The organism is Streptomyces sp. NPDC091377, from assembly GCF_044757045.1.
In the GTDB taxonomy this organism is placed as follows: domain Bacteria; phylum Actinomycetota; class Actinomycetes; order Streptomycetales; family Streptomycetaceae; genus Streptomyces.
This window is the reverse complement of record NZ_JBIVUE010000004.1, coordinates 84,138-105,317: the sequence shown is the minus strand read 5'-3', so window position 1 is coordinate 105,317 and position 21,180 is coordinate 84,138. Positions and strand designations below refer to the sequence as shown.

At 73.8% G+C, this 21,180-nt stretch carries 15 protein-coding genes and 1 riboswitch; of the genes, 4 read left to right on the top strand and 11 right to left on the bottom strand.

The features are described 5' to 3' along the window. Window positions 1–2: 2 nt before the first annotated feature. Window positions 3–1,178, bottom strand: coding sequence for an alpha/beta fold hydrolase (locus ACIQNG_RS10840; protein ID WP_401484008.1), 1,176 nt, complete (start codon window positions 1,176–1,178; stop codon window positions 3–5). A gap of 203 nt (window positions 1,179–1,381) precedes the next feature. Here ACIQNG_RS10840 and ACIQNG_RS10835 point away from each other — a divergent pair, with 203 nt between their 5' ends. Next, entirely contained in the window at window positions 1,382–2,731 is a 1,350-nt protein-coding gene (locus ACIQNG_RS10835; RefSeq protein ID WP_401484006.1) for a cation:proton antiporter, read from the top strand. 29 nt (window positions 2,732–2,760) lie between these two features. On the opposite strand, the gene fxsT is transcribed toward ACIQNG_RS10835, so the two are convergent. The 10 genes from fxsT to ACIQNG_RS10785 form a co-directional block, all read right to left on the bottom strand. Beyond that, complete coding sequence (gene fxsT / locus ACIQNG_RS10830; protein ID WP_401484005.1) at window positions 2,761–7,443, bottom strand: FxSxx-COOH system tetratricopeptide repeat protein; 4,683 nt, start codon at window positions 7,441–7,443, stop codon at window positions 2,761–2,763. 1 nt (window position 7,444) lies between these two features. Then, on the bottom strand, window positions 7,445–8,554 hold the full coding sequence (locus tag ACIQNG_RS10825; RefSeq protein WP_401484004.1) for an AAA family ATPase: 1,110 nt from the start codon (window positions 8,552–8,554) through the stop codon (window positions 7,445–7,447). 12 nt (window positions 8,555–8,566) lie between these two features. Then, window positions 8,567–10,138, bottom strand: a complete 1,572-nt coding sequence (locus ACIQNG_RS10820) for a hypothetical protein (protein WP_401425587.1) — start codon at window positions 10,136–10,138, stop codon at window positions 8,567–8,569. A gap of 262 nt (window positions 10,139–10,400) precedes the next feature. Next, window positions 10,401–12,962 (bottom strand): polynucleotide kinase-phosphatase, encoded by a 2,562-nt coding sequence (locus ACIQNG_RS10815; protein ID WP_401484002.1) that lies wholly within the window; start codon window positions 12,960–12,962, stop codon window positions 10,401–10,403. Continuing rightward, window positions 12,959–14,425 carry a 3' terminal RNA ribose 2'-O-methyltransferase Hen1 gene (locus ACIQNG_RS10810; protein ID WP_401483999.1) on the bottom strand — a complete coding sequence of 489 codons (1,467 nt, stop codon included), beginning with the start codon at window positions 14,423–14,425 and terminating at the stop codon, window positions 12,959–12,961. Before ACIQNG_RS10810 ends, ACIQNG_RS10815 begins: the two co-directional genes overlap by 4 nt. A gap of 216 nt (window positions 14,426–14,641) precedes the next feature. Next, a complete protein-coding gene (locus tag ACIQNG_RS10805; protein WP_401484443.1) occupies window positions 14,642–15,565 on the bottom strand; it encodes an LLM class F420-dependent oxidoreductase in 924 nt (307 codons plus the stop codon). A gap of 266 nt (window positions 15,566–15,831) precedes the next feature. Continuing rightward, complete coding sequence (locus ACIQNG_RS10800) at window positions 15,832–16,305, bottom strand: DUF6099 family protein (RefSeq protein WP_401425579.1); 474 nt, start codon at window positions 16,303–16,305, stop codon at window positions 15,832–15,834. 220 nt (window positions 16,306–16,525) lie between these two features. Further along, window positions 16,526–16,870 carry a nucleotide pyrophosphohydrolase gene (locus ACIQNG_RS10795; protein ID WP_401425577.1) on the bottom strand — a complete coding sequence of 115 codons (345 nt, stop codon included), beginning with the start codon at window positions 16,868–16,870 and terminating at the stop codon, window positions 16,526–16,528. Then, the gene (locus ACIQNG_RS10790; RefSeq protein WP_401483997.1) at window positions 16,867–18,003 is read right to left on the bottom strand and encodes an ATP-binding protein; all 1,137 of its coding nucleotides are present in this window, start codon (window positions 18,001–18,003) and stop codon (window positions 16,867–16,869) included. The genes ACIQNG_RS10795 and ACIQNG_RS10790 overlap by 4 nt, the downstream gene beginning before the upstream one ends. 277 nt (window positions 18,004–18,280) lie before the next feature. After that, the gene (locus ACIQNG_RS10785; RefSeq protein WP_401425572.1) at window positions 18,281–18,670 is read right to left on the bottom strand and encodes a cell division protein SepF; all 390 of its coding nucleotides are present in this window, start codon (window positions 18,668–18,670) and stop codon (window positions 18,281–18,283) included. Window positions 18,671–18,932: 262 nt separating this feature from the next. Here ACIQNG_RS10785 and ACIQNG_RS10780 point away from each other — a divergent pair, with 262 nt between their 5' ends. From ACIQNG_RS10780 to ACIQNG_RS10770, 3 genes are all read left to right on the top strand, one after another. Then, complete coding sequence (locus tag ACIQNG_RS10780) at window positions 18,933–19,691, top strand: DUF4142 domain-containing protein (RefSeq protein ID WP_401483995.1); 759 nt, start codon at window positions 18,933–18,935, stop codon at window positions 19,689–19,691. A 67-nt stretch (window positions 19,692–19,758) separates the two neighbouring features. Continuing rightward, window positions 19,759–19,941, top strand: a riboswitch (cobalamin riboswitch). A gap of 29 nt (window positions 19,942–19,970) precedes the next feature. After that, window positions 19,971–20,714, top strand: coding sequence for an energy-coupling factor ABC transporter permease (locus tag ACIQNG_RS10775; protein WP_401483993.1), 744 nt, complete (start codon window positions 19,971–19,973; stop codon window positions 20,712–20,714). Further along, window positions 20,711–21,175, top strand: coding sequence for an energy-coupling factor ABC transporter substrate-binding protein (locus ACIQNG_RS10770; protein WP_401483991.1), 465 nt, complete (start codon window positions 20,711–20,713; stop codon window positions 21,173–21,175). The genes ACIQNG_RS10775 and ACIQNG_RS10770 overlap by 4 nt, the downstream gene beginning before the upstream one ends. The last annotated feature ends 5 nt before the right edge of the window (window positions 21,176–21,180 follow it).

The window sequence follows — 21,180 nt, the reverse complement described above, 5'->3', positions numbered from 1 at the left end:
GGTCACGGGAGACGGTCCACGATGTGCCGGTACACCTCTGGGTTGGTCCAGTAGGCGCTGTGCGCGGCGGGGAAGGGCTGGCCGCTGTCGACGGCGAGGTCGGTGGCACGGCCCGGGAAGAGGGCCGCGGCCCGGTAGCCGAGCAGGTCGCGCGGATCGTAGAGGTTCAGCCAGTCCGGCAGGTACGGGGGCAGCGGCTCGGGGTGCTCCAGCGAGGGCAGCGAGCCCGACTCGTACAGGAACGGCCCCTGGGAGCCCGCCGTGACCAGCAGGCGTACGGCGGGCAGCGGGGCTCCGATCAGGGTGTCCAGGGCGATGATGCCGCCGAGGCTGTGGCCGACCAGGACGACGGGGGCCTCCAGGCCCGCCACCAGGTCCCGCAGGGCGGCCCGGACCGGCGCCCCCCGGCTGAGATAGCGCAGGACGTCACCGGCGGCCGGGTGGGCGGCCTCGGTCAGGGCGCGGCGGCGGCGCAGCACGGCACGGGAGGCCGCGTGGCCGGCCGTGCGCAGCAGCAGGGAGCGCACACCGCGTTCGGTGCCCCGGGGCGGTGCGCCGAGCGACTCGGCGAGCCGGGCGGTGACCGTGTCGCGGTCGGCGCCGACCGGGACGAGCGGGCTGTCCGCGTCCAGGGCGTCCGCGACGATCCGCGCGGCCAGCGACCGGGCCGCCAGTTCGGCCAGTTCGTCCGGGGGCAGCGCCGCGGCGGCCGGGCCGAGCGCGGGGTGGGCGGCCAGGTCACCGGCGGCCCGCGCGAGCCCGGGGCCCAGGACGGCGGCCGGCGCGTCGCCGCGCGCGGCCAGTGCCGCGAGCCGGGCCCGGAACCGCTCCTCCGGCGGCACCGACCCCGGCGGACGCTCCACGGCGGGCCCGGCCGCCGCGGCGGCGAGATCCAGTTCGGCGTACGGATCGGCGTAGAGCACGCCCCACAGGGCCAGGTCGTCCCCCGGGCCGGGGAACCCCGGCTCGCCGCCCGGACCTCGGGAAGTACCGCTTTCGGGTGGCAGGCTCGCGCCGCCCGCCGCCAGCGTCGCGCCGAACGTGCCGCCCCAGTAGAACGGCACCACACGCAGCCCGTCCCGCAGCCCGGTCAGGCCCGCGGCCATGCGCCCGGCCAGCGCGGAGAAGGCGGGTTCCCGTACACCTGTGCCATGGATGAGGACGACCGCTGTCATCATGCCCCCGTGCTCCTGCCGGAGCCGCTTGTACGACCGTCTGTGCGACGCCAATTCCGCCCTAGTCTAAGGGGGTTGACGGCAGCCGGCCGAGGGGGCGGGCGATCCGCGCGCGGCGCCGCGCCGCGTGGCCGGATCACATCGCCGTCCACCGTCGCACGACACCGGTCCGCACCGCTGGACCACGGGACAGCAGGGAGACGGATGTGAGCCCGGACGCGTTGATCGCGCACTTCGTGGGTGCGTCTGCTCTGATCCTCGTCGCCGCCCACGCGGGCGGCTGGCTGGCCCGCCGGGTGCGGCAGCCCTACATCGTCGGCCAGTTGACGGCCGGGATCGCCCTCGGACCGTCCCTGCTGGGCGCCCTCGCCCCGGCGGCGTACGACGCCCTGTTCCCGGCGGAGATCGGGCCCGCGCTGACCGGGTTCGCGCAGTTCGCGCTGGTGGTGTTCCTGTTCGCCGTCGGCTACGAACTGGACCTCAAGCTGCTCGGCGACCGGGCGCGTACCGCCGTGACCGTGGCACTGGCGTCGTTCGCGGTGCCGATGGCGGTGGGCACCGGCTGCGCCCTGCTGTTCCAGGACTGGCTGCACGGGGTGGGGATGCCGCGCGACCTGTCCCCGGCCATGGTGGTGTTCCTCGGGGTGGCGCTGTCGATAACGGCGGTTCCGGTACTCACCGCGATCGTGCGGGAGAACGGGCTCGCGCCGACCGTCCCCGGGGTCGTCGCCGTCTCCGCCGCCGGGCTGCTGGATGTGATCGGCTGGACCGTGCTGGCCGGGGCGCTGATGGACTCCGGCGCCCACGAGGGACCGGCCTGGCCGTGGCGGGCCGCGATCGCCGTCGGCTTCGTCCTGCTGATGCTGCTGTGCGCCCGGCCGCTGCTGCGCCGGCTGCTGTGGAACGCGCGCGTGGAGCCTTCGCTGCGGCTGGCGCTGCTGATCGGCTTCGCCCTGGGCTCGGCGTGGGTGACGCACACGCTGGGGCTGCATGTCATCTTCGGGGCGCTGCTCGCGGGCATCGTCGTGCCCCGCGAGAAGGACGGCACCCTCGACCCGGAACTCGTCCGTCCGCTGCATGACGTGGGCTCGCTGCTGCTGCCGTTCTTCTTCGTGGTCTCCGGTCGGTCCGTCGTACTGGACGGCATCGACGGCACCGGGTGGATCACCCTGGTGGTGGTGACCGTGCTGGCCGTGGTCACCAAGGTGGGCAGCGGCACCGTCGCCGCCCGGCTCGGCGGGCTCGACCGCGACGACGCCCGGACCGTCGGGGTGCTGCTCAGCGCCCGGGGGCTGACCGAGCTGATCGCCCTGAACGCGGGGCTCCAGGCGGGCCTGCTGAGCACCCCCCTGTACACGGTGCTGGTCTTCATGGCCCTGGCGACGACCCTGTTCACCCAGCCGCTGCTGTACCTGGTGGCCCGGCTGGCCGAGCGGGACGCCCGCCGGGCCGGGCACCGGGCGGCGCCCGGGCCCCGGGACGCGCCCCCGCCGGCCCCGCGCCCCGGCCCGCAGGACGAACCCCGCCCGGACGACCGGGTGAGCGAGCCGGGCTGAGGACACCGCCCGGCCCCGCCGCCTCCGCCCTACAGCGGCATCGGCGCGATGTCGCACTCGATGCGCCGTCCCTGCCGGGCCGACTGGAGCCACGGGTGGTCGGGGCGCACCGTGCGGGTGAAGCCCTCGGTGGCCCGGCGCTGCACCTCGTCCGCCTCCGCGCCGAGGGCCAGCCCGCGCAGGTCCAGGGCGAGGTTCGCCATGCAGGACAGGGTGAGCGGGTGGTCCTCGCCCGCGGCCTCGGCGAGCAGCGGCACATTGGCCTCGTCCAGGAGCCGCGCCCGCTCGAAGTCCAGCCGGGCGTAGACGGTGTTGGCCTGGCCGACGGCCACGCTCAGGACCCACACATGCCGGTCGCCGACGGTCTCCTTGAGCCGCCGGGCCGCGTCGTCCTCCAGTTCCTGCGCGGCGTCGAGTTCACCGAGCGCCCGCAGGGTCGCCGCGAGGTTCGCCTTGGCCATCTGGGTGTACGGGTGGTTCTCCCCGAGCCGGGCCCCGTAGCGCTCCACGGCGTCCTGGCCGAGGACGAGGGAGCGGTCGAGGTCGCCGGAGAGCCGCTGGTCGACACAGAAGTTGATCTCGGTGGCGAGGGAGTCGGAGTGGTCGATGCCGTAGCGGGCGGTGAATCCGCGCAGGGTCTCGTCGGTCAGCTTGGCGGCCTCGGCGAGCGCCCCGTCCCGGCGGCGGCAGACGGCGAGGTTGCGGGCCAGCCGCAGGGTGAGCGGGTGCTCCTCGCCGAGCGACCCGGAGGCCCGCCGGTACACGTCCTCCTGGAACTCGCGGGCGCCGGGGTAGTCGCCCGCCTCCCGCATGTCGACGGCGAGGCCGTTGAGGGTGTTGAGGGTGAAGTAGCTGGTCGCGCCGTACATGATCTCGCGCAGCCGGGCCGTCTCCCGGTCCAGCGGCAGCGCCTCGCGGAACCGGCCGCACAGCTTCAGGTCGACGCCCCAGCTGTGCGCGGCGCGCAGGGTGGTGGGGTCGTCGGCGCCGAACAGCGAGCGGGACAGCTCGGTGGCCTCCCGGCCCAGCTCCTGCGCCTCCTGGAAGAGGCCCTGGTAGCGGCGGGCGTCGGCCATCTCGACCAGTCCGTCGATCAGTTCCTCCGGCTCCACCTCGATCCGCCGGGAGACCGTGAGCGCCTGCTCGGTGATCGGGATGGACTCGCCGATCTGGCCGACCTGGCGCAGCAGGAACGCGAAGGACTTCGCCATCCGGATGACGAAGATGTCCTCCTCGCCCGAGGTCGCCAGCCAGCTGTTCCAGACCTGCCGCCCGTAGGAGGCGGCGCCCTCGTGGTCGCCCCACATGTACAGGAACAGCACGGTGGACGAGACCAGTTCGCGGACGAAGCGGTCGGTGCTGGTCAGGGCCTGCGAGGCGAGCACATGCGGCAGCAGCGCCTGGTAGGCGCGCCATTCCGTGGCGGAGCCGTAGTCGCCCGGTTTGGCCGCCGACAGCAGTTGGTGGGCGGCGCTGCGCATCGCCTCGCGTTCGTCGGTGGCCAGCTTGCCGAGCAGCACGGTCTGGAGCAGCCGGTGCATCTGGAGGGTGTTGGCCCTCGGGTCCACCCGGATCAGGGAGAACTGGCTGAGGTCCCGGATGGCGCGGTTCAGCTTGATCGGCTCGCGCAGCAGCGGGTCGACCTCGGGGGTGATGCTGATGCCGCGGCTGGCGCGGAGCATGGAGCGCGGCAGCGGCTCGGGGGCCATGCTGGCGATGATGTCGAGGAGTTGCCGGGCGCCCGGGTTGTTCTCGCGGATCCGCTCCAGGGAGATGTCCCAGGCGGCGGCGACGGAGACCGGGTAGTCGGGGGCGGGTTCGAGTTCGAGGATCTCCGGGCTGCGCCGGCTGAGCAGGTCGAGGTACTCCTCCACGAGCATGCCGGTGACGGCGAGCCAGGCGCTGGCCTGCTCGACGGCGAGCGGCAGATCGCCGAGGGCGTCGGCGAGCCGGGCCGCGGCGGCGGTGCTCAGCTCGGGCGAGCGCTTCTGGAGCAGCTCGACCGACTCCTCCCGCTCGAAGACGTTCACCGACAGCGGGGAGGCGACCCGCTCCCAGCCCCGGTTCCGTGAGGTGACGATGACCTTGCCGGGCCCGTTGGCCGGGAAATAGCTGCGGACCTTCTCGATGTCCTCGGCGTTGTCGAAGACGAGCAGCCAGTTGTCGTACGGGGCTCCCGTGCGCAGCGCCTCCAGCACGGCGGGCACGGCCGTGTTGGCGGACGGGACGCTGTCGCCGGCCAGCGGGGCCACGCCCATCTGGGCGGCGAGGGTGGCGAGGGTGGCGAGGATCAGCGACTCGCGTTCGGCCGGGATCCAGCAGATCACGTTGTACTCGTGCTGGTGGGTGTAGATGTACTCCAGCGCGAGCTGTGACTTGCCCACGCCGCCGAGCCCGTGCAGCGCGTGCGGCAGCACGGCCGCGGTGTCCTGAGCCCCGAGCTGCTCCTTCACGGTCCGCAGCAACGCCTGACGGCCGACGAACGAGGTGTTCCGCAGGGGAACGTTGACCATCAGGGCCGGCGTCGCGGTCGTCGTGCTTGGCATCGGGGGCTCAGCCTCCAGGGGTTCGGGGTCGGAAACGGCGGTAACCGGGCTCACCACGGGCTCTCCAAAAGGTGGTTCTGGGACGACGCTCGACGCTGGATGCCTGCCAATGGCGGTGTCGGAACATCCCGGCTCGCCGGTGGGGTTCACCTCAGCGGGTGTACCGGCGGGCAAACCGGCGTCCACCCGTTCGGCGGAGCCGGCCGGGTCCGGCCCATGCGGCGAGAAGATCGGTTCGATACGGCGGGCGCGCTCCGAGTACGGCCCGGACAGCGCCCGCATCACGGCCAGTTCGCTGCGGGCCCAGGCGGGTTCGTCCGCGTCGGGCAGGCTGGCGCGGCCGGGGTCGCGCAGGGCGGCGCGCAGCGCCATGCCGCGGTCGCCGGCGGCCGGGAGTTCGCCGACCAGGGAGACGGTGCGGGCGAGTTGGGTGCGGGTGGTGGTGGCGAGCAGCGCCTCGCGCACCCCTTCGGCGAACTCGGGGCGTCCGTCGCCGCGGCTGTCCCAGTCGATGAGGCCGCCCATGAGGATCTCGGCGAGATGGTCGGGGCCGGTCTCGGGCATGGTGCGCCGCCGGTACTGCTCGACCAGGTCGAAGTCGAAGGGGATGGCGGCGAGTTGGGTGGCCAGGCGGCGGGCGGGGGGTGTGGCGAGCTGGAAGAAGCGGCGGACGGCGGCAGCGGCGGCGCGGGGCAGCCGCGGGGCGCGCAGTCCGGGCGCGGGGGCGCCCTTGGTGAGGGTGCCGGCCAGCACGACGGGCAGGGTGCGGCGCACTCCGCGGGTGCCGGTGACCAGGTCGGCCCAGGCGGCGAGGGAGCCGGGCTTCAGGGAGAGCGCGGGGACCAGGACGGAGCCGTCGTCGGCGTCGGGCAGCGGGCGCATGGGGTCGGGTCCGGCGGGCGGCGCGAGGAGTTCGAGGCGGTGGTTGGGGGCGCCGAAGCCACCGGCCTCCAGGACGGCGGGGTGCGGGTAGAGCGAGGTGCGGTGGCGCAGATGGGGCGGGAGGAGATGGATCAGGGCGGTGGGTCCGCCGCGGGCGAGCCGGCCCAGCAGGGCGTCGGCGGCGGGGGCGGCCCAGCCGTGGGAGAGGCCGTCGGTGACGGCGAGGAAGACCCGTCCGCCACGGCCGTCGAGGAGTTCGCCGACATCGCCGACGGTGCGGCCGGGGCGGCCCGCGCGGCCGGTGTCCCAGCGCAGGATGGCGGCGCCGGTGCGGGGCAGGGTCACCCGGACGGTGCGCACGCTGCGGAAGGCGCCGCTGTGTTCGGCGGCCTCGGCGAGCCGGGCGGTGGTGTCCTCCCAGATCCGCATGGTGGGCGCCTCGTCCACGAGCAGCACGAGATCGAACGCGGCGGTGCGGGCGGGGCGCAGGAACGGCATCCACATCCCGTCGGCGACCCCCTGCTCGGCGGTGGTCTCCTCGTCCAGCTCCAGGGCGTCACCGGCGGGCACCCGGCGGGCGAGGCGGTGCAGGGCGCGGGCGAGCCGGGCGGTGGCCCGTCCGGGGCCGGGGCGCGCGGGTCCGTCGGGGGGCAGCAGGGCGGGCCCGAGCCGCAGGGTGAGGGAGCCCTCGGGATCGGGTAACAGCCGTCCGCCGGACGCGGGTTCGGACCCGAGGGGGCGCGGCACCGACGGCTCCCCGAGCCCGCGCGGGTCCCCCGGGGCGGCGTCCGGGCCGTCCGGGTCGCCGGGCGGGGCGGGGTGGGGTACGGCGTCGGCGGCGGGGTCGGGTGCGGGGGGCGGGGCGCTGTCGGGGCCGGGCCGGGGCGTGGGTCCGTCCGGAGCGGCGGCACCGTCCCCGGGGGCGGAGCCGTCTGCGGCGGTGGGCTCGTCCTCGGCGGTGGCGGGCGTTTCCGCCGCGGCCGGGGGCGTCGGTGCGTCACCGGGCCGTCCGCGCCCGGCCCCGGCGTCGGGGGTGGCGGGGGCGGGGCCCGCGGGTCTGCCGTGGCGGGCCCAGTGGGCGGCGAGCCACACCGCGTCGCCGACGTCCTGCCAGTGCGCCAGCGACGACGGCACGGCGCCGTCGGTCTCCTCGCGGGCGGGCTCGTCGGCGGCGTATCCGGACTGCGGACGTCCGGATTCCGGGTACTCCGAAGGAGGCGACGAGCCCGAGGCCGGGCCACCGCCGCCTAGTCCGGATGCGCGCTCCCTGGGAAAGCCGTTCACTTCAGCGGCCCTTCGCGAGGTCGCGGAGGAGCATTTCCACGAGCGTACGCCCGGGACCGTCACTCTGGAAACCACCCGCGGTGGTCAACTGGACAGCGTTCAGCAACTGGTCCAGGGAGTGGGTGCCACCGGCCTGGACCCGCTGGGTGAACAGGTCGACCAGCTCTTCCGCGCCTTCGGGACGCTCGCCCAGGTGCCCTTTGAGCATGGCCAGAAGTTGCTCCCGGCCGGGCACCCGCATCTCCAGGGGCAGACAGCGCCTGCGGAACGCCGCCGGGAACTCGCGCTCCCCGTTGCTGGTGATCAGCACCACCGGGAACTCCCGGCACTCGATCCGGCCGCCGCGCACCACGGCCCGGACCGAGGGGTCGCTGGTGTGTACGCGCGCCGAGTCGGCGGCGTCACGCACCAGTTCCGGCACCTCATAGCTTCCGTTCTCCAGGACGTGCAAGAGATCGTTCGGCAGGTCGATGTCGCTCTTGTCCAGCTCGTCGACGAGCAGGACCCTGGGACGATCGTAGGGCAGCAGCGCGGTGCCGAGCGGTCCGAGGGTAATGAAGTCGCCGAGCGCAGGCGGGACTTGACCAGACTTTGAGAAGTCCGAGGCCCCGAGGGGGTCGGCGGCGGGTTCCGGGGCGGATCCGGGGTCGGGTGCCGGGGCGGCGGGCGGGGCCTCGCGCAGTCCCGCCTGCCAGGCGGCGATGGCCTGGGCGCGGCCCATGGCGTCATGGACGTAGAGCCCGTCCTTGAGGGTGGTGCGGCTGACCACGTTCCACTCCAGGACCCGGCCGAGGCCCAGTTCGCGGGCGACCAGGTAGGCGAGGGTGGACTTGCCGACGCCGGGCGGGCCGGTGATCAGCAGGGGCCGGCGCAGCAGCAGGGCGGCGTTGACGACGTCGATCTCCCCGGCGCCGAGCTGCGGGGTGATCTCGCCGGGGCCGAGGCGGCGCTGGGCGGCCTCGGGGTCGTCGGGCGGGGCGGCCTCGGCGGGTCCGCCGCGGAAGCGGCGCCAGGGCGGGGGCGCGGGCAGGGACGGCGGCACCTCGGGGACATGGCCGGTGGCATGGAAGACCCGCCAGCCGTTCGGGTCCGAGTGCTCCTGCACGCTCATGCCGGGTGCCTCCTAGCTGGCGAGGTCGTCGTGGTCGACCGGGTCGAAGGTGCCGAGGGGGTCGAGCGGGTCGGGAAGGTCGGGGTCGCGCGGGTGGATGTCGACCTGTCGGGTGGGATCGTCCCAGAAGAATCCGATGTGGCGGCCGACATCGTGGGATTCGCGCTGTTCGGCCTCGTAACGCCAGCGGCGGATGGCGCGTGGGAGGTGTCCGGGCATGACGACGGACGCGAAGACGGCCGTGACCGTTTCGCGCCGTGCCGCCTCGAAGACACCCCTGCGGTCCCAGATGGCGAGCCCGATCCCTTCCGCTATGGCCGTCTTCAGCGCCTCCCGCGCGGAGCCGCCGGCCGGCGAGTCCAACACCACCGCTGTATGTCTGGTTTCCCCGGCGAGGGCCATCTGCCACGCGTCGGGGCGGTCCGCGTCCGGTTCGCTCCACCCGTGGACCACGATCCCGCGCTCCCTGAGCATCTGCCAGCGCTCCCGCCACTGGGCGCGCACCAGCCGGTCGTCGGTGCGCATCCGTTCCAGACTGCGCAGGTGGACGCCGAAGCGGGGACCGATCGGCAGCGGGCGCCCGTCGCCCGGGGCGAGCCGGATCCGCGCCACGTCGTGGTTGAGGAGGTCGTACGGAAGTACGAATTCGATGTAGAGCGGCGGCACCCGGCCGGCGGACTGTGTCTCGCGGCGGTCCGCCCAGAGCGGGCCGCTCGCCCGGAACGCCTCCTGCACGGCCTCGCCGAGGGCGTCGAGGGTGGTGACGACGGGGTCGGCGGGGCGCGGGTCCCAGTGGCCCGGTACGGCGTTGAGCCAGGTGCGGACGGCGATCTCGTCGGTGCCGTCGCGGGCGGGCTCGACGGCGATGACCAGGCACTGCGGGATGTCGGGGTCGAAGACGGCGGCGGCGCGCCGGTCGCGGCGGGCGGCCACCGCCTCGGTGAGGCCGGGGCGTTCCCGGGCCCAGCCGTCCACCCAGCGGGTCAGGTCGGCGCGGTGGCGGGAGGCCGGGGACTGGCGGGCGGCGAGGTCCACCAGGACGACGGCGGGTGGCACCCCGTCGACCTGGACGTTCCACTGGAGGACATGCTCGAAGAGCTGTTCGGGGGTGAGGCCGGGGGGCAGGTAGAGGCCGTTCAGCTCGCGGGCCAGTTCGTCGCGGAGACCGCCGGCGGACAGGGCCGCGCCGGGGTCGGCGAGCAGGGCGCGGGCGGTGCTCTCGTCGCGGCCGGTGAGCGGTCCTGGCGGGACCACGGAGACGGGCTGCTCGGGCTGGGGCAGCAGCCGTTCGAGTTTGTCGGCGGCGGCGGCGCCTTCGAAGAGTTCGACCACACCGATCAGTACGTGTTCCCCGCCGCCCACGCTCAGCGCCGCCCGGACCAGGTCGATGACGTCCGCGCGCTGCCGGACGCCCCGGACGTCGACCGGCTGGGCGAGTTGCTCCCCGAGCACCAGGGCGAACTGGGCGCGACCGGGCGCGTCGTCCATGCAGCTCAACTCGCACAGTGCTTCGGTGAGTCGTAATGACAATCTGAGGGCGCCACCGGATGCGTCCGGTGCGCCGTGCTCCGCGCCTGTCCCCACCGACTGTCCCCCTGGAGTCGGTATTCCCTGCCTGACCGGCCAGCGAAGTTAGCACGGCGACCAGCGGTTAACCAGGGGCCGCTGGGAGCGCGACCCAGGGCTCCCGCCAAGTTCGCCCGATCGTGCGGCGACTTGGCCGGAACCCGTCGGTCAGACATACGGAGGTCCGCAGGCACATTCCCCTGGCATCGGCCCGGCATGGGCCCCGCCCCAGGAGGCGGTCCCCCCGGTCGTCACCACCGGAGGGACCGCGGCCGGGGTGTCACAGCCGGGGGTCGACCGGCTCCGACTCCAGCGCCAGCACCCCGAACACCGGTTCGTGCACCCGCCACAGCGGCTCGCCCTCGGCCAGCCGGTCCAGGGCCTCCAGACCGAGCGCGTACTCGCGCAGGGCGAGGGAGCGCTTGTGGTTGAGGGAGCGGTGGCGCAGCCGGGCCAGGGTGGCCGGGCGGGTGTAGTCCGGGCCGTAGATCAGCCGCAGGTACTCCACGCCCCGGACCTTCACGCCGGGCTGGGCCGGCCGGCCCTCGGGGGTCCGCACCAGGGCGCCGAGCGGCTTGACGACCATGCCCTCGCCGCCCCGGCCGGTGATCTCCGTCCACCAGTCGACGCCGGCCGCGACCGACTCGGGGTCGGCGGTGTCGACGTAGAGCCGGCGGGTGGTCCGCAGCAGCCCGCTGCCGTCGTGCTCCACGAGCCGGTCGATCAGGGCGAGCTGCTCGTCGTGCGGCAGGGTGGCGAGGCTGCGGCCCTGGACCGCGAGGAGCTGGAACGGTGCCATGCGGACGCCGTCCATGCCGTCGGGGCCGCCGGTGCTCCAGCAGTAGCGCCGGTAGACCTCCGTGAACGCGGCGGCGTTCCCGGCCCGTTCCCGCTGGCGCGCGAGCAGGTCGGTGACCTCCACACCGCGCTCGGCCGTGCGCTCCAGCGCCGTGAGGACGTCGGGGAGGACGGCCCCGGAGGCGGCGCCGACGGCCGCGTACTGGGTGCGCAGCAGCCCGGACGCCTTCAGCGACCAGGGCATCAGCTCGGCGTCGAGGAGCAGCCAGTCGGTGTCCAGTTCGGCCCACAGGCCCGCCGCGTCGACCGCGGCGCGCAGCCGGGCCAGGACCTCCTCCGTCATCGCCGCGTCGGAGAAGAAGGGGCGGCCGGTGCGGGTGTAGAGGGAGCCGGTGGGGCCGTCGACGCCGAAGCGGCGCGCGGCCGTCCTCGCGTCCCGGCACACCAGGGCCACCGCGCGCGAGCCCATGTGCTTCTCCTCGCACACCACCCGGGCGACCCCGTCGGCGCGGTACTGCGCGAACGCCTCCACCGGGTGCTCCAGGAAGCCCTCGGCGGCGCTGGTCGCGGTCGGGGCCATGGTGGGCGGCAGATACGGCAGCAGCCTCGGGTCGACGGCGAAGCGGCTCATGACCTCCAGGGCCGCCGCCGCGTTGTCCTCGCGGACGGTGACGCGTCCGGCGTGCCGGGTCTCCACGGTCCGGCGGCCGTGGACGTCGGCCAGGTCGAGCGGCCGGCCGTCCTGCCCGCCGGGTGCCTCCGCCCGCATCGGCCGGGCCGGCTCGTACCAGACCCGTTCGGCCGGTACGTCGACCAGTTCCCGCTCCGGCCAGCGCAGGGCGGTGAGCCTGCCGCCGAAGACGGCGCCGGTGTCCAGGCAGATGGTGTTGTTGAGCCAGGTCGCCTCGGGGACGGGGGTGTGGCCGTAGACCACGGCGGCGCGGCCCCGGTAGTCCTCGGCCCACGGGTAGCGCACGGGCAGCCCGAACTCGTCGGTCTCGCCGGTGGTGTCGCCGTACAGGGCGTGCGAGCGGACCCGGCCCGAGGTACGGCCGTGGTACTTCTCCGGCAGCCCGGCGTGGCTGACCACCAGTCGGCCGCCGTCGAGGACGTAGTGGCTGACCAGTCCGTCGATGAACTCCCTTACCTCCTCGCGGAACTCCTCGCTCTCGCCCTCCATCTGCGCGATCGTCTCGGCGAGGCCGTGGGTGGGCTGGACCCTGCGGCCCCTCAGGTGGCGGCCGAACTTGTTCTCGTGGTTGCCCGGCACGCACAGCGCGTGGCCGGACCTGACCATCGCCATCACCCGGCGCAGCACCCCTGGGCTGTCCGGGCCGCGGTCCACGAGGTCGCCGACGAAGACCGCGGTACGGCCGTCGGGGTGCGCCCCGTCGGCGTAGCCCAGCTTGCCGAGCAGGGACTCCAGTTCGGCGGAGCAGCCGTGGATGTCGCCGATGATGTCGAAGGGGCCGGTCAGGTGGGTAAGGTCGTTGAAGCGCTTCTCGGTGACGACGGTGGCGGACTCGGCCTCCTCGACGCCGCGCAGGACGTGCACCTTGCGGAAGCCCTCGCGCTCCAGGTGGCGCAGTGAGCGGCGCAGTTCGCGCACATGCCGCTGGATCACCCGGCGCGGCATACCGGCCCGGTCGGCGCGGCCCGCGTTGCGTTCGGCGCACACCGGCTCCGGCACGTCCAGGACGATCGCGATGGGCAGGACGTCGTACTCCCGGGCCAGGTCGATCAGCTGGCGCCGGGCCTCCGGCTGCACGCTGGTCGCGTCCACGACCGTACGGCGGCCGGCCGCCAGGCGCTTGCCCGCGATGTACTGGAGCACGTCGAAGGCGTCGCGGGTGGCGCTCTGGTCGTTCTCGTCGTCGGAGACCAGCCCGCGGCAGAAGTCCGAGGAGATCACCTCGGTGGGCTTGAAGTGGCGGCGGGCGAAGGTCGACTTGCCCGAGCCGGAGGCGCCGATCAGCACGATGAGGGAGAGGTCGGTGACGGGCAGGCGCCGGCCCTCGGGGGTGCGGTTCTCGTTCCCGGTCATGCGGCCTTCGCCTCCTCGGTCACGGTGGTCAGGGTGAACACGGCCAGCTGGGTGGGCGGTCCGACCTCGGGGTCGTCGGGCCCGACGGGCCGCAGGTCCACGGTGTATCCATGGCGGGCGGCGACCGTCTCGGCCCAGGAGCGGAACTCGGCCCGGGTCCACTCGAAGCGGTGGTCGCCGTGCCGGACGTGTCCGGCCGGGAGGGACTCCCAGCGGACGTTGTACTCGACGTTCGGGGTGGTCACGAGGACCGTGCCCGGGCGGGCGGCGCCGAACACCGCGTACTCCAGGGCGGGCAGCCGGGGCAGGTCGAGGTGCTCGATCACCTCGCTGAGCACGGCGGCGTCGTAGCCCCGCAGCCGCTTGTCGGTGTAGGCGAGCGAGCCCTGGACGAGCCGGACCCGGGACGCCTGGCGCTCGCCCATGCGGTCCAGCTTCAGCCGGCGCGCGGCGATGGTGAGGGCCCGTACGGACACGTCCAGGCCGACGATCTCGGTGTAGCGGGGGTCCTTGAGCAGCGCCTGGACGAGTTGGCCCTGGCCGCAGCCGAGGTCGAGGACGCGGGTGGCGCCCGACGCGGTGAGCGCGGCGAGGATCGTGTCGCGCCGCTGCACGGCGAGCGGGGTCGGCTTCTCGGCCTCCTCGGTCTCGGCCGCGACCGCGTTGTCGATCTCCTCGACCTCGCTGTCGTCGGTCTCGGCCAGCCGGACCAGTTCCAGCCGTTCCCTGGCCTGCCGGGTCAGCGACCAGCGGCGGGCGAGATAGCGGCTGGTGATCAGCGCCTGCTCCGGGTGCCCGGGCAGCCAGCCCTCGCCGGCCCGCAGCAGTTTGTCGACCTCGTCGGCGGAGACCCAGTAGTGCTTGGCGTCGTCCAGCACCGGCAGCAGCACGTACAGGTGCCGCAGCGCGGCGGCCAGGGTGAGGGTGTCGGACTCCAGGACGAGGCGGACGTAGCGCGAGTCACCCCAGTCGGGGAACGCGCTGTCCAGCGCCAGCGGATCGGCGGTCACGGTCCAGCCCAGCGGCTCGAAGAGCCCCCGGACGAGGTCGGGTCCGCCGCGGGCGGGCAGCGCGGGCACCTCGATGCGCAGCGGCAGCGGTTCGGCGGCCCGCCGCGGGCGGGCGGCGCACACACCGCGCATCGCGCTGGAGAAGACCGCGCTCAGCGCCACGGCGAGCAGTGAGGAGGCCGCGTAGGGGCGGTCGTTGACGTACTGGGCGAGGGCCGCGTCGGGGGCGCCGCCGCGGCCCTTGCCCTTGCCGCGCCGGACCATCGCCACCGCGTCCACCTCCAGCAGCAGCGCCGCCGTGCAGCGCTGGTCGTCGGCCTCGGGGTAGAGGACGTACGCCGTGCCGTGCGAGGTGGAGAACGTCTGCGCCTTCTCGGGATGCTTGTGCAGCAGGAAGCCGAGGTCGGTGGCGGGGCGTTCGGGTACGCCGGTGGTGGTGATGGTCAGGAACATGCGGAGGGCCTCTCCGGCTGGGTGGTCGGGCAGGGAGCCGTACGCGCGAAAGCCCCCAGGAAGGTGATCCTGGGGGCTCGGCAGGACGACGGTCCTACTGTCGCACGGGGGATGCGGCGGACGCTTTCGGATATCGGGGCCCGGCCGGGGTGTTCGGGCGGGCTTCGGTGGGCTTCGGTCGGGTTTCGGGTGGGCCTCGGTCGGGCCTCGGTCGGGCTAGGAGAGCTGGGACTGGACCTGGGAGGAGATCAGTTCCAGGTGGTCCAGGTCGTGGAGGTCGAGGATCTGGAGGTAGATGCGGCGCGCGCCGATCCCGGCGTAGCGGCCGATCTTGTCGACCACCTCGGCCGGGGAGCCGGCCAGCCCGTTGGCCTTCAGTTCTTCGGCGTCGCGGCCGATCGCGGCGGCGCGGCGGGCCACCTCCTGGTCGTCCTTGCCGACGCAGACGATGAGGGCGTTGGAGTAGACGAGGTCGTCGGCCCCCCGGCCGGCCTCCTCGGCCGCGGCGCGCACCCGGCCGAACTGGGCCTCGCTGTCCTCGACGGAGGCGAAGGGGATGTTGAACTCGTCGGCGTACTGCGCGGCCAGGCGCGGGGTGCGGGTCTTGCCGTGCCCGCCGATCAGCACCGGGATCCGGGGCTGGGCGGGCTTGGGCAGCGCCGGGGAGTCGGCGAGCTGGTAGTGGGTGCCCCGGAAGTCGAAGGTGCGGCCGGGTTCGGTGGCCCACAGGCCGGTGACGATCGCGAGCTGCTCCTCCAGGCGGCCGAACTTCTCCTTCGGGAAGGGGATGCCGTACGCCGTGTGCTCCTGCTCGAACCAGCCCGCGCCCAGACCCAGCTCGACGCGTCCGCCGGACATCTGGTCCACCTGGGCGACCTGGATGGCGAGGACGCCGGGGAGCCGGAACGTACCGGCGGTCATCAGGGTGCCGAGCCGGATCCGCCGGGTCTCCCGGGCGAGCCCGGCCAGGGTGATCCAGGCGTCGGTGGGGCCGGGCAGCCCGTCGACGTCACCCATCTTGAGATAGTGGTCGGAGCGGAAGAAGGCGTCGAACCCGAGGTCCTCGGTGGCCTTCGCGACGGTGAGCAGAGTGTCGTAGGTGGCCCCCTGCTGGGGCTCGGTGAAGATGCGCAGATCCATGGCCTCCATCCTGCCTCCCCCGCTCCCGCCCACCCCCATCGGGCCGCGCCACGCGCCGGGCACGGCCGGGTGAATTCCGTCGGCCCCCGGGAGGAGCCGGGGGGTGGAGTAGGCGCCGGGTCCGCCGTGCCGGGGGACGTGCCGGGTGCGGAGCATCAGCCCGCCTTCCGCAGGGCATCAACCCGCCTTGCGCAGGGCGTCAGCCCACCTACCGCAGAGGGTCAGCCCGCCTACCGCAGGGCGTCAGCCCGCCTCCCGTGGGGGAGTCAGCCCGCCTCCCGTTCGGCCAGTTCCGCCGCCTCGCGGTCGGCGAGTCTGCGGAGCATCTCGCGGACCCGGTCGCGGGACTCGTCCGCCGCGTCGATGGCCTCCATGCACTGCCAGTACGTGCCCTCGTCGACGGCGGCGCTGGCCACGCCGACCAGGGCGATACCGACCTCGCCCAGCAGACCGCTCAGGTAGTTCAGCGCCTGCCGGGCGTCGCCCAGCTCACCGAGCTGGGCCGCGCGTAACTCGTCCGTCTTCAGTCTGGGTTCCTCCAGCACACCGCAGCCCCGGCCCGCCAGCTCGGTGAGGCCGAGTGCCTCGCCGCGCAGCTCCGGCGGGCCGAAGACCGCCAGCCTGCTGCCGATCGCCTGGGCCAAGGACTGCGCCTGCCACACCTCCGTCAGGATCTCGGATACCTCGCCGCTCGCCGCCAGGGCACGCCTGCTCGTCACGATGAGCCGCACCGCGTCCATGGGCCGCCCCTCGGTCTGTTCCGACGCGCACGGTCCGCGCGTCCGCCCGAACTCTGTTGTCCACTACCCAGAGTGAGGGTCCGCGCGACGAAAAGCTAGAGGAAGACGGAAAATTAGGGACAACAATTCGGAGTCAAGCCGAATTTCAACTACGCAGCGTGATAACGGACTGATCCACTCCCCGAGTTGTCCCGACTCGTCCGGATGTCCGCCGTGTCACTCAAGGCGCCGGAAACCTCAGCTCGTTGCGGTCGATCTTCGCCGCCAGCGCGGCGAGCGGATCGATGTCCAGCACCTCGCACAGCTGAAGCAGATACGCCAGCACATCGGCGACCTCGTCCCGCACCCGGTGCGCGGTGTCGGGGTCGTCCATCACCCGCGCCGACTCCTCCGGGGTCGACCACTGGAAGATCTCGACCAGTTCGGACGCCTCCACGCTCAGCGCGGAGACCAGGTTCTTCGGGGTGTGGTACCGCTGCCAGTCGCGCGCCGCCGCGAACGCGGCGAGCCGGCGCTGGAGCGCGGCCACATCGGGGTGCGGTCGCCCGCTCTCGGATCCACTCACGGATCAAGGTGTACCACCGTCACCCCGTCCGCCCGGTCGGCCCACGACCCGTCACTCACCGCCGCGACACAGCGGGTCCGCCCGCCCAGCCCCGCCTTGGCGGCCAGCGCGAGCAGCCCGGCGCGCTGACCCGGGTCGAGACAGCGGTCGAAGCCGTCGGCCAGCACGGTCAGGGACCGCAGGGCGACGGGCCCCTCCCCCGGCGGGTCGGCCTCCAGCACCCCGGCCCCGGTGAGCAGCACCAGGGCGAGGGCGAGATAGCGCAGTTCACCGTCCCCGAGCCGGGCGAACTCCGTACCCGGGCCCTCCCCCCGGTCCAGCAGGGCCCGGATCATGCCGGGTCCGTACGGCTCGGCGAGCACGTCCTCGACGGGGCCCGCGCAGCCCGCGCGCGCCGCCGCGACGAAGCGTCCGTGCCGGCGCGGGCAGTCGCCCCGGGTGCGCCACAGCACCTCGGCCAGGTTGTCGCAGCCGGCCGCCAGCCGGCCGGAGCCGACCGGTACCGGCTCGCGCATCCGGCCCGGGAGCGGGTCGACCGGGACGACGGAGCGCAGGGCCAGCACCATCTGCTCGGCGGCGGCGAGCACCTGACGCTGTCCGTCGGTCTTGCCCGCCACGCGCAGCGGCAGCATCGGGGTGCCGAGCCGGTCGTCGGGGAGCGGGGCGCGGGTGACCGGCGCGGAGCCCGCCGTGTGCCACGCCGCCTGGACCGCGGGCCGCCCGGGGTCCCGCAACGCGGTCTCCAGCAGCACCAGTCCGGCGCCGGTCAGCCGCTCCCCCACGACCCGCAGTTCCGGCTCCGCCTGTACGGCCACGTCGAGCCGGACGGGGCCCTCGGGTCCGTCGGCGGTGCAGCCGATCCGGAACCCCCGGCGGTGCTGGGCGTCGGGCCGCGCCCGCTCGGGCACACACGCGACCGGGTCCGGGAACACATCGCCGAGTTCGGCGCCCCCGGCGAGCCGGGCCAGCGCCTCGTACGCCCGTAGCGCGGTGGTCTTGCCGCTGCCGCTGGGCCCGGCGAACAGCGTCACGGCCCCCAGCGGCAGCCCGGCCCCCCGGTGCCCGGCGAACGCGGACAGCCGTAGTTCGGTGAGACGGGGGCGCTGATCCGCGGGACGCTCTTCGGGGGCCATGCACATACGGGGAACGTAGGTCCCCGGCCGTCCGCCGAACCGTTCCGGCTGACCGCCCTTCCTACGATCGGGGGACGGGCCGACCCGCGCGGGCACCGCCCTCCTGGACCACCGGCCCGCACGGGCACCGCTCCCGGCCCGCAGAGGCCGGCCCCGTTCTTCCGGCTCGCAGAAGCCGCCCTCCTCCTCCCAGCCCGCAGAGGCCGCCCCCGGTCCCCCGGCCTGCGCGTGGCCGCCCCCGGCCCCCGGCCCGCAGAAACCGGCCCCGGTCCCCGGCTCAGGTGCCCGGTACGCCCACGCCCGCCATCAGCCCCTGCACCTCGGTCCCCGGCGGGGTCAGCAGGAAGACATTGCGGTCCACCCGGTGCATCCCGCTGCCCAGTCCGAAGACCACGCCGGTGCTGAAGTCCAGGACGCGCTTGGCGACATCGCCCTCCGCGCCGGTGAGATCGAGGAGGACCGGGATACCGCCCATCAGGGTCTCGGCGACCTCGCGGGCGTCGGCGAAGACATTGACCCGCAGGACCACGAAGCGGCGGCGGGCCTCGGTCTCCGCCTCCGGCAGGGCACGGTGGCCCACCGCCGAGGGCCAGGCGTCATGGCCGCGCAACGGCACGACCTGGGCGAGCCCCTCCCACTGTTCGTCGGTGACATCGCGACGGTTCACCGGCTCCCCCCGATCTGACTCGCACTCATCGCCTGCACCAGCCAATTCTTACGCGAAGTCACCCGTTCGGCCGAACTCCGACACGGCAGTGACACGGTGTGCGACCGACCTCATACCCAGAAGCGACGCTTCTGTGACGTACCGCACAGCATCTGTGCGGAAAATCGCGGTTTCCGGTGACGGTTCCGCGACCGTCGTCCGTATCCCCTGTCGTAATCCCCTGTCGTCACCGCTGTACCTGTTCTTCGTGCCAGGAGGCCGCATGCCCTTCTCCCGCGCCACCGTGGGAAGCGTCTTCGTCTTCGGTGCCATGGGGCTGACCCTCACCGCACTCGCCTACCCGGCCATGGTGGGCGTCGAGAAGACCGCGGGTGATCAGAGCCGGATCATCGCCAACACCCAGTGGGGGCCGCTCACCGAAGCGGACCGCGACTTCGTGGTGAAGGTACGGGCCGCCGGGCTCTGGGAGTACCCGCTGGGCCTGATGGCGATGGAGCGGGGCACGACCGAGGAGATGAAGGAGGCGGGCAAGCACCTCGTCGTCGGCCACGGCGGACTCGACGAGCTGTGCCGCAGGATCGCGCCGCAGCTGAACATCACCCTGCCCAACCAGGCCAGCCCCCAGCAGCAGCAGTTCGTGGCCACCGTCGACGCCGAGAACGGCAGGTCGTTCGACTCCACGGCCGTCCAGATCATGCGGGTGACCCACGGCCAGATCTTCCCGGTGGTCGCCAAGGTCCGCGCCAACACCCGCAACACCCTGGTCCGTCAGCTCGCCGACCTCGCCAACGACACCGTGCTCGACCACATCACCGTGCTGGAGAAGACCGGCCTGGTCAACCATGAACAGGTCAACTTCCAGCAGGCCACCTCGCCCAAACTCCCCAAGGCCCAGCTCACCCCGCCGCCCCCGCAGCCCGGCGCCCCCGTCCTCGCCCTCACCCCGCGCCCCGACCTCGGCATCGACACCGCCGGTCCCACGCCGAGCCCGTCGGCCACCTCCCGGGAACCGACGGACTGAGCCTCCCCTCCCCCGCCCCGACACCCCCCGGACACCAGTCCGTGCTTGTCATGGCCCCATCCCGGCATTACTGTCACCTCGCCTTGGTGAACGGGAAACCGGTGCGGAACCGGTGCGGCCCTCGCCACTGTGATCGGGAAGTCCTGCTCCGGCCCGCACGGGCAGCCACTGGGTCCTCGGACCCGGGAAGGCGGAGCACGGGCGGTGGTACCCGTCAGCCAGGAGACCGGCCAAGGCGCGTCGTCCATCCACGAGGTGCTGGAGAGGGTCTGCTGAGCCATGCACATAGCCGAGGGTTTCCTGCCCCCGGCGCACGCGATCGCCTGGGGTGTCGCGTCGGCGCCGTTCGTCGTCCACGGAGTACGGTCACTCACCCGTGAGGTCAGGGAGCATCCCGAGAGCACCCTGCTCCTCGGCGCGTCCGGGGCCTTCACCTTCGTCCTGTCCGCGCTGAAGCTGCCGTCGGTCACCGGGAGTTGCTCCCATCCGACCGGCACCGGCCTGGGCGCCATACTGTTCCGGCCGCCGGTCATGGCGGTGCTCGGCACCATCACCCTGCTCTTCCAGGCGCTGCTGCTCGCCCACGGCGGGCTGACCACGCTCGGCGCCAACGTCTTCTCCATGGCGATCGTCGGCCCCTGGGCCGGATACGCCGTCTACCGGCTGCTGCGCCGCTCCGGCGTCCCGCTGATGGGCGCCGTGTTCTGCGCCGCGTTCGTCGCCGACCTCTCCACGTACTGCGTCACCAGCGTCCAGCTCGCGCTCGCCTTCCCCGACCCGGGCAGCGGGTTCCTGGGCGCCCTCGGGAAGTTCGGCTCGATCTTCGCCGTCACCCAGATCCCGCTCGCGGTGAGCGAGGGGCTGCTGACCGTCCTGGTCATGCGGCTGCTGGTGCAGTCCAGCAGAGGTGAGCTGACCCGGCTCGGTGTGCTGGTCACGGGCGGCCGGTCCGGCAAGCGCGCGGACACCGAGCCGCAGGCCGGTACCGACGCGGGCACGGACGCCGGGGCGGTGACCCGATGAAGCGCGGCACCCGGATCAACCTTCTGCTGCTGCTCGCGGTGGCCGCCCTCGCCGTACTGCCGCTCGCGCTCGGTCTCGGCGACCACAAGGAGGAGCCGTTCGCGGGGGCCGACGCGGAGGCGGAGACCGCGATCACCGAGATCGAGCCGGACTACGAGCCCTGGTTCTCCCCGCTGTACGAGCCGCCGTCCGGTGAGATCGAGTCCGCCCTCTTCGCCCTCCAGGCGGCCCTCGGCGCGGGCGTCCTCGCGTACTACTTCGGTCTGCGGCGCGGTCGCCGTCAGGGGGAGGAACGGGCCCTGCGGCAGGACGGCACAGACAGCGCGGACGGCACGGACGGCACCGACGGCGCGGACGGCACCCCGGCCGCCTCCGCCTCCGCCCCCGTCAGTTCCGGCTCCGGCGCTGACGCTGGCGCGAGCGCCTCGGACGGTCCCGCCGCTCCCGTGCCCCCCGGCTGACGCCG

What these genes read in the sequence shown, in the direction of transcription:
- ACIQNG_RS10840 (WP_401484008.1), bottom strand. Translation starts at nt 1,178, where the DNA reads ATGATGACAGCGGTCGTCCTCATCCATGGCACAGGTGTACGGGAACCC.
- ACIQNG_RS10805 (WP_401484443.1), bottom strand. Translation starts at nt 15,565, where the DNA reads ATGGATCTGCGCATCTTCACCGAGCCCCAGCAGGGGGCCACCTACGAC.
- ACIQNG_RS10770 (WP_401483991.1), top strand. Translation starts at nt 20,711, where the DNA reads ATGAAGCGCGGCACCCGGATCAACCTTCTGCTGCTGCTCGCGGTGGCC.
- ACIQNG_RS10810 (WP_401483999.1), bottom strand. Translation starts at nt 14,425, where the DNA reads ATGTTCCTGACCATCACCACCACCGGCGTACCCGAACGCCCCGCCACC.
- ACIQNG_RS10800 (WP_401425579.1), bottom strand. Translation starts at nt 16,305, where the DNA reads ATGGACGCGGTGCGGCTCATCGTGACGAGCAGGCGTGCCCTGGCGGCG.
- ACIQNG_RS10780 (WP_401483995.1), top strand. Translation starts at nt 18,933, where the DNA reads ATGCCCTTCTCCCGCGCCACCGTGGGAAGCGTCTTCGTCTTCGGTGCC.
- ACIQNG_RS10815 (WP_401484002.1), bottom strand. Translation starts at nt 12,962, where the DNA reads ATGACCGGGAACGAGAACCGCACCCCCGAGGGCCGGCGCCTGCCCGTC.
- ACIQNG_RS10775 (WP_401483993.1), top strand. Translation starts at nt 19,971, where the DNA reads ATGCACATAGCCGAGGGTTTCCTGCCCCCGGCGCACGCGATCGCCTGG.
- ACIQNG_RS10790 (WP_401483997.1), bottom strand. Translation starts at nt 18,003, where the DNA reads ATGGCCCCCGAAGAGCGTCCCGCGGATCAGCGCCCCCGTCTCACCGAA.
- ACIQNG_RS10825 (WP_401484004.1), bottom strand. Translation starts at nt 8,554, where the DNA reads ATGAGCGTGCAGGAGCACTCGGACCCGAACGGCTGGCGGGTCTTCCAT.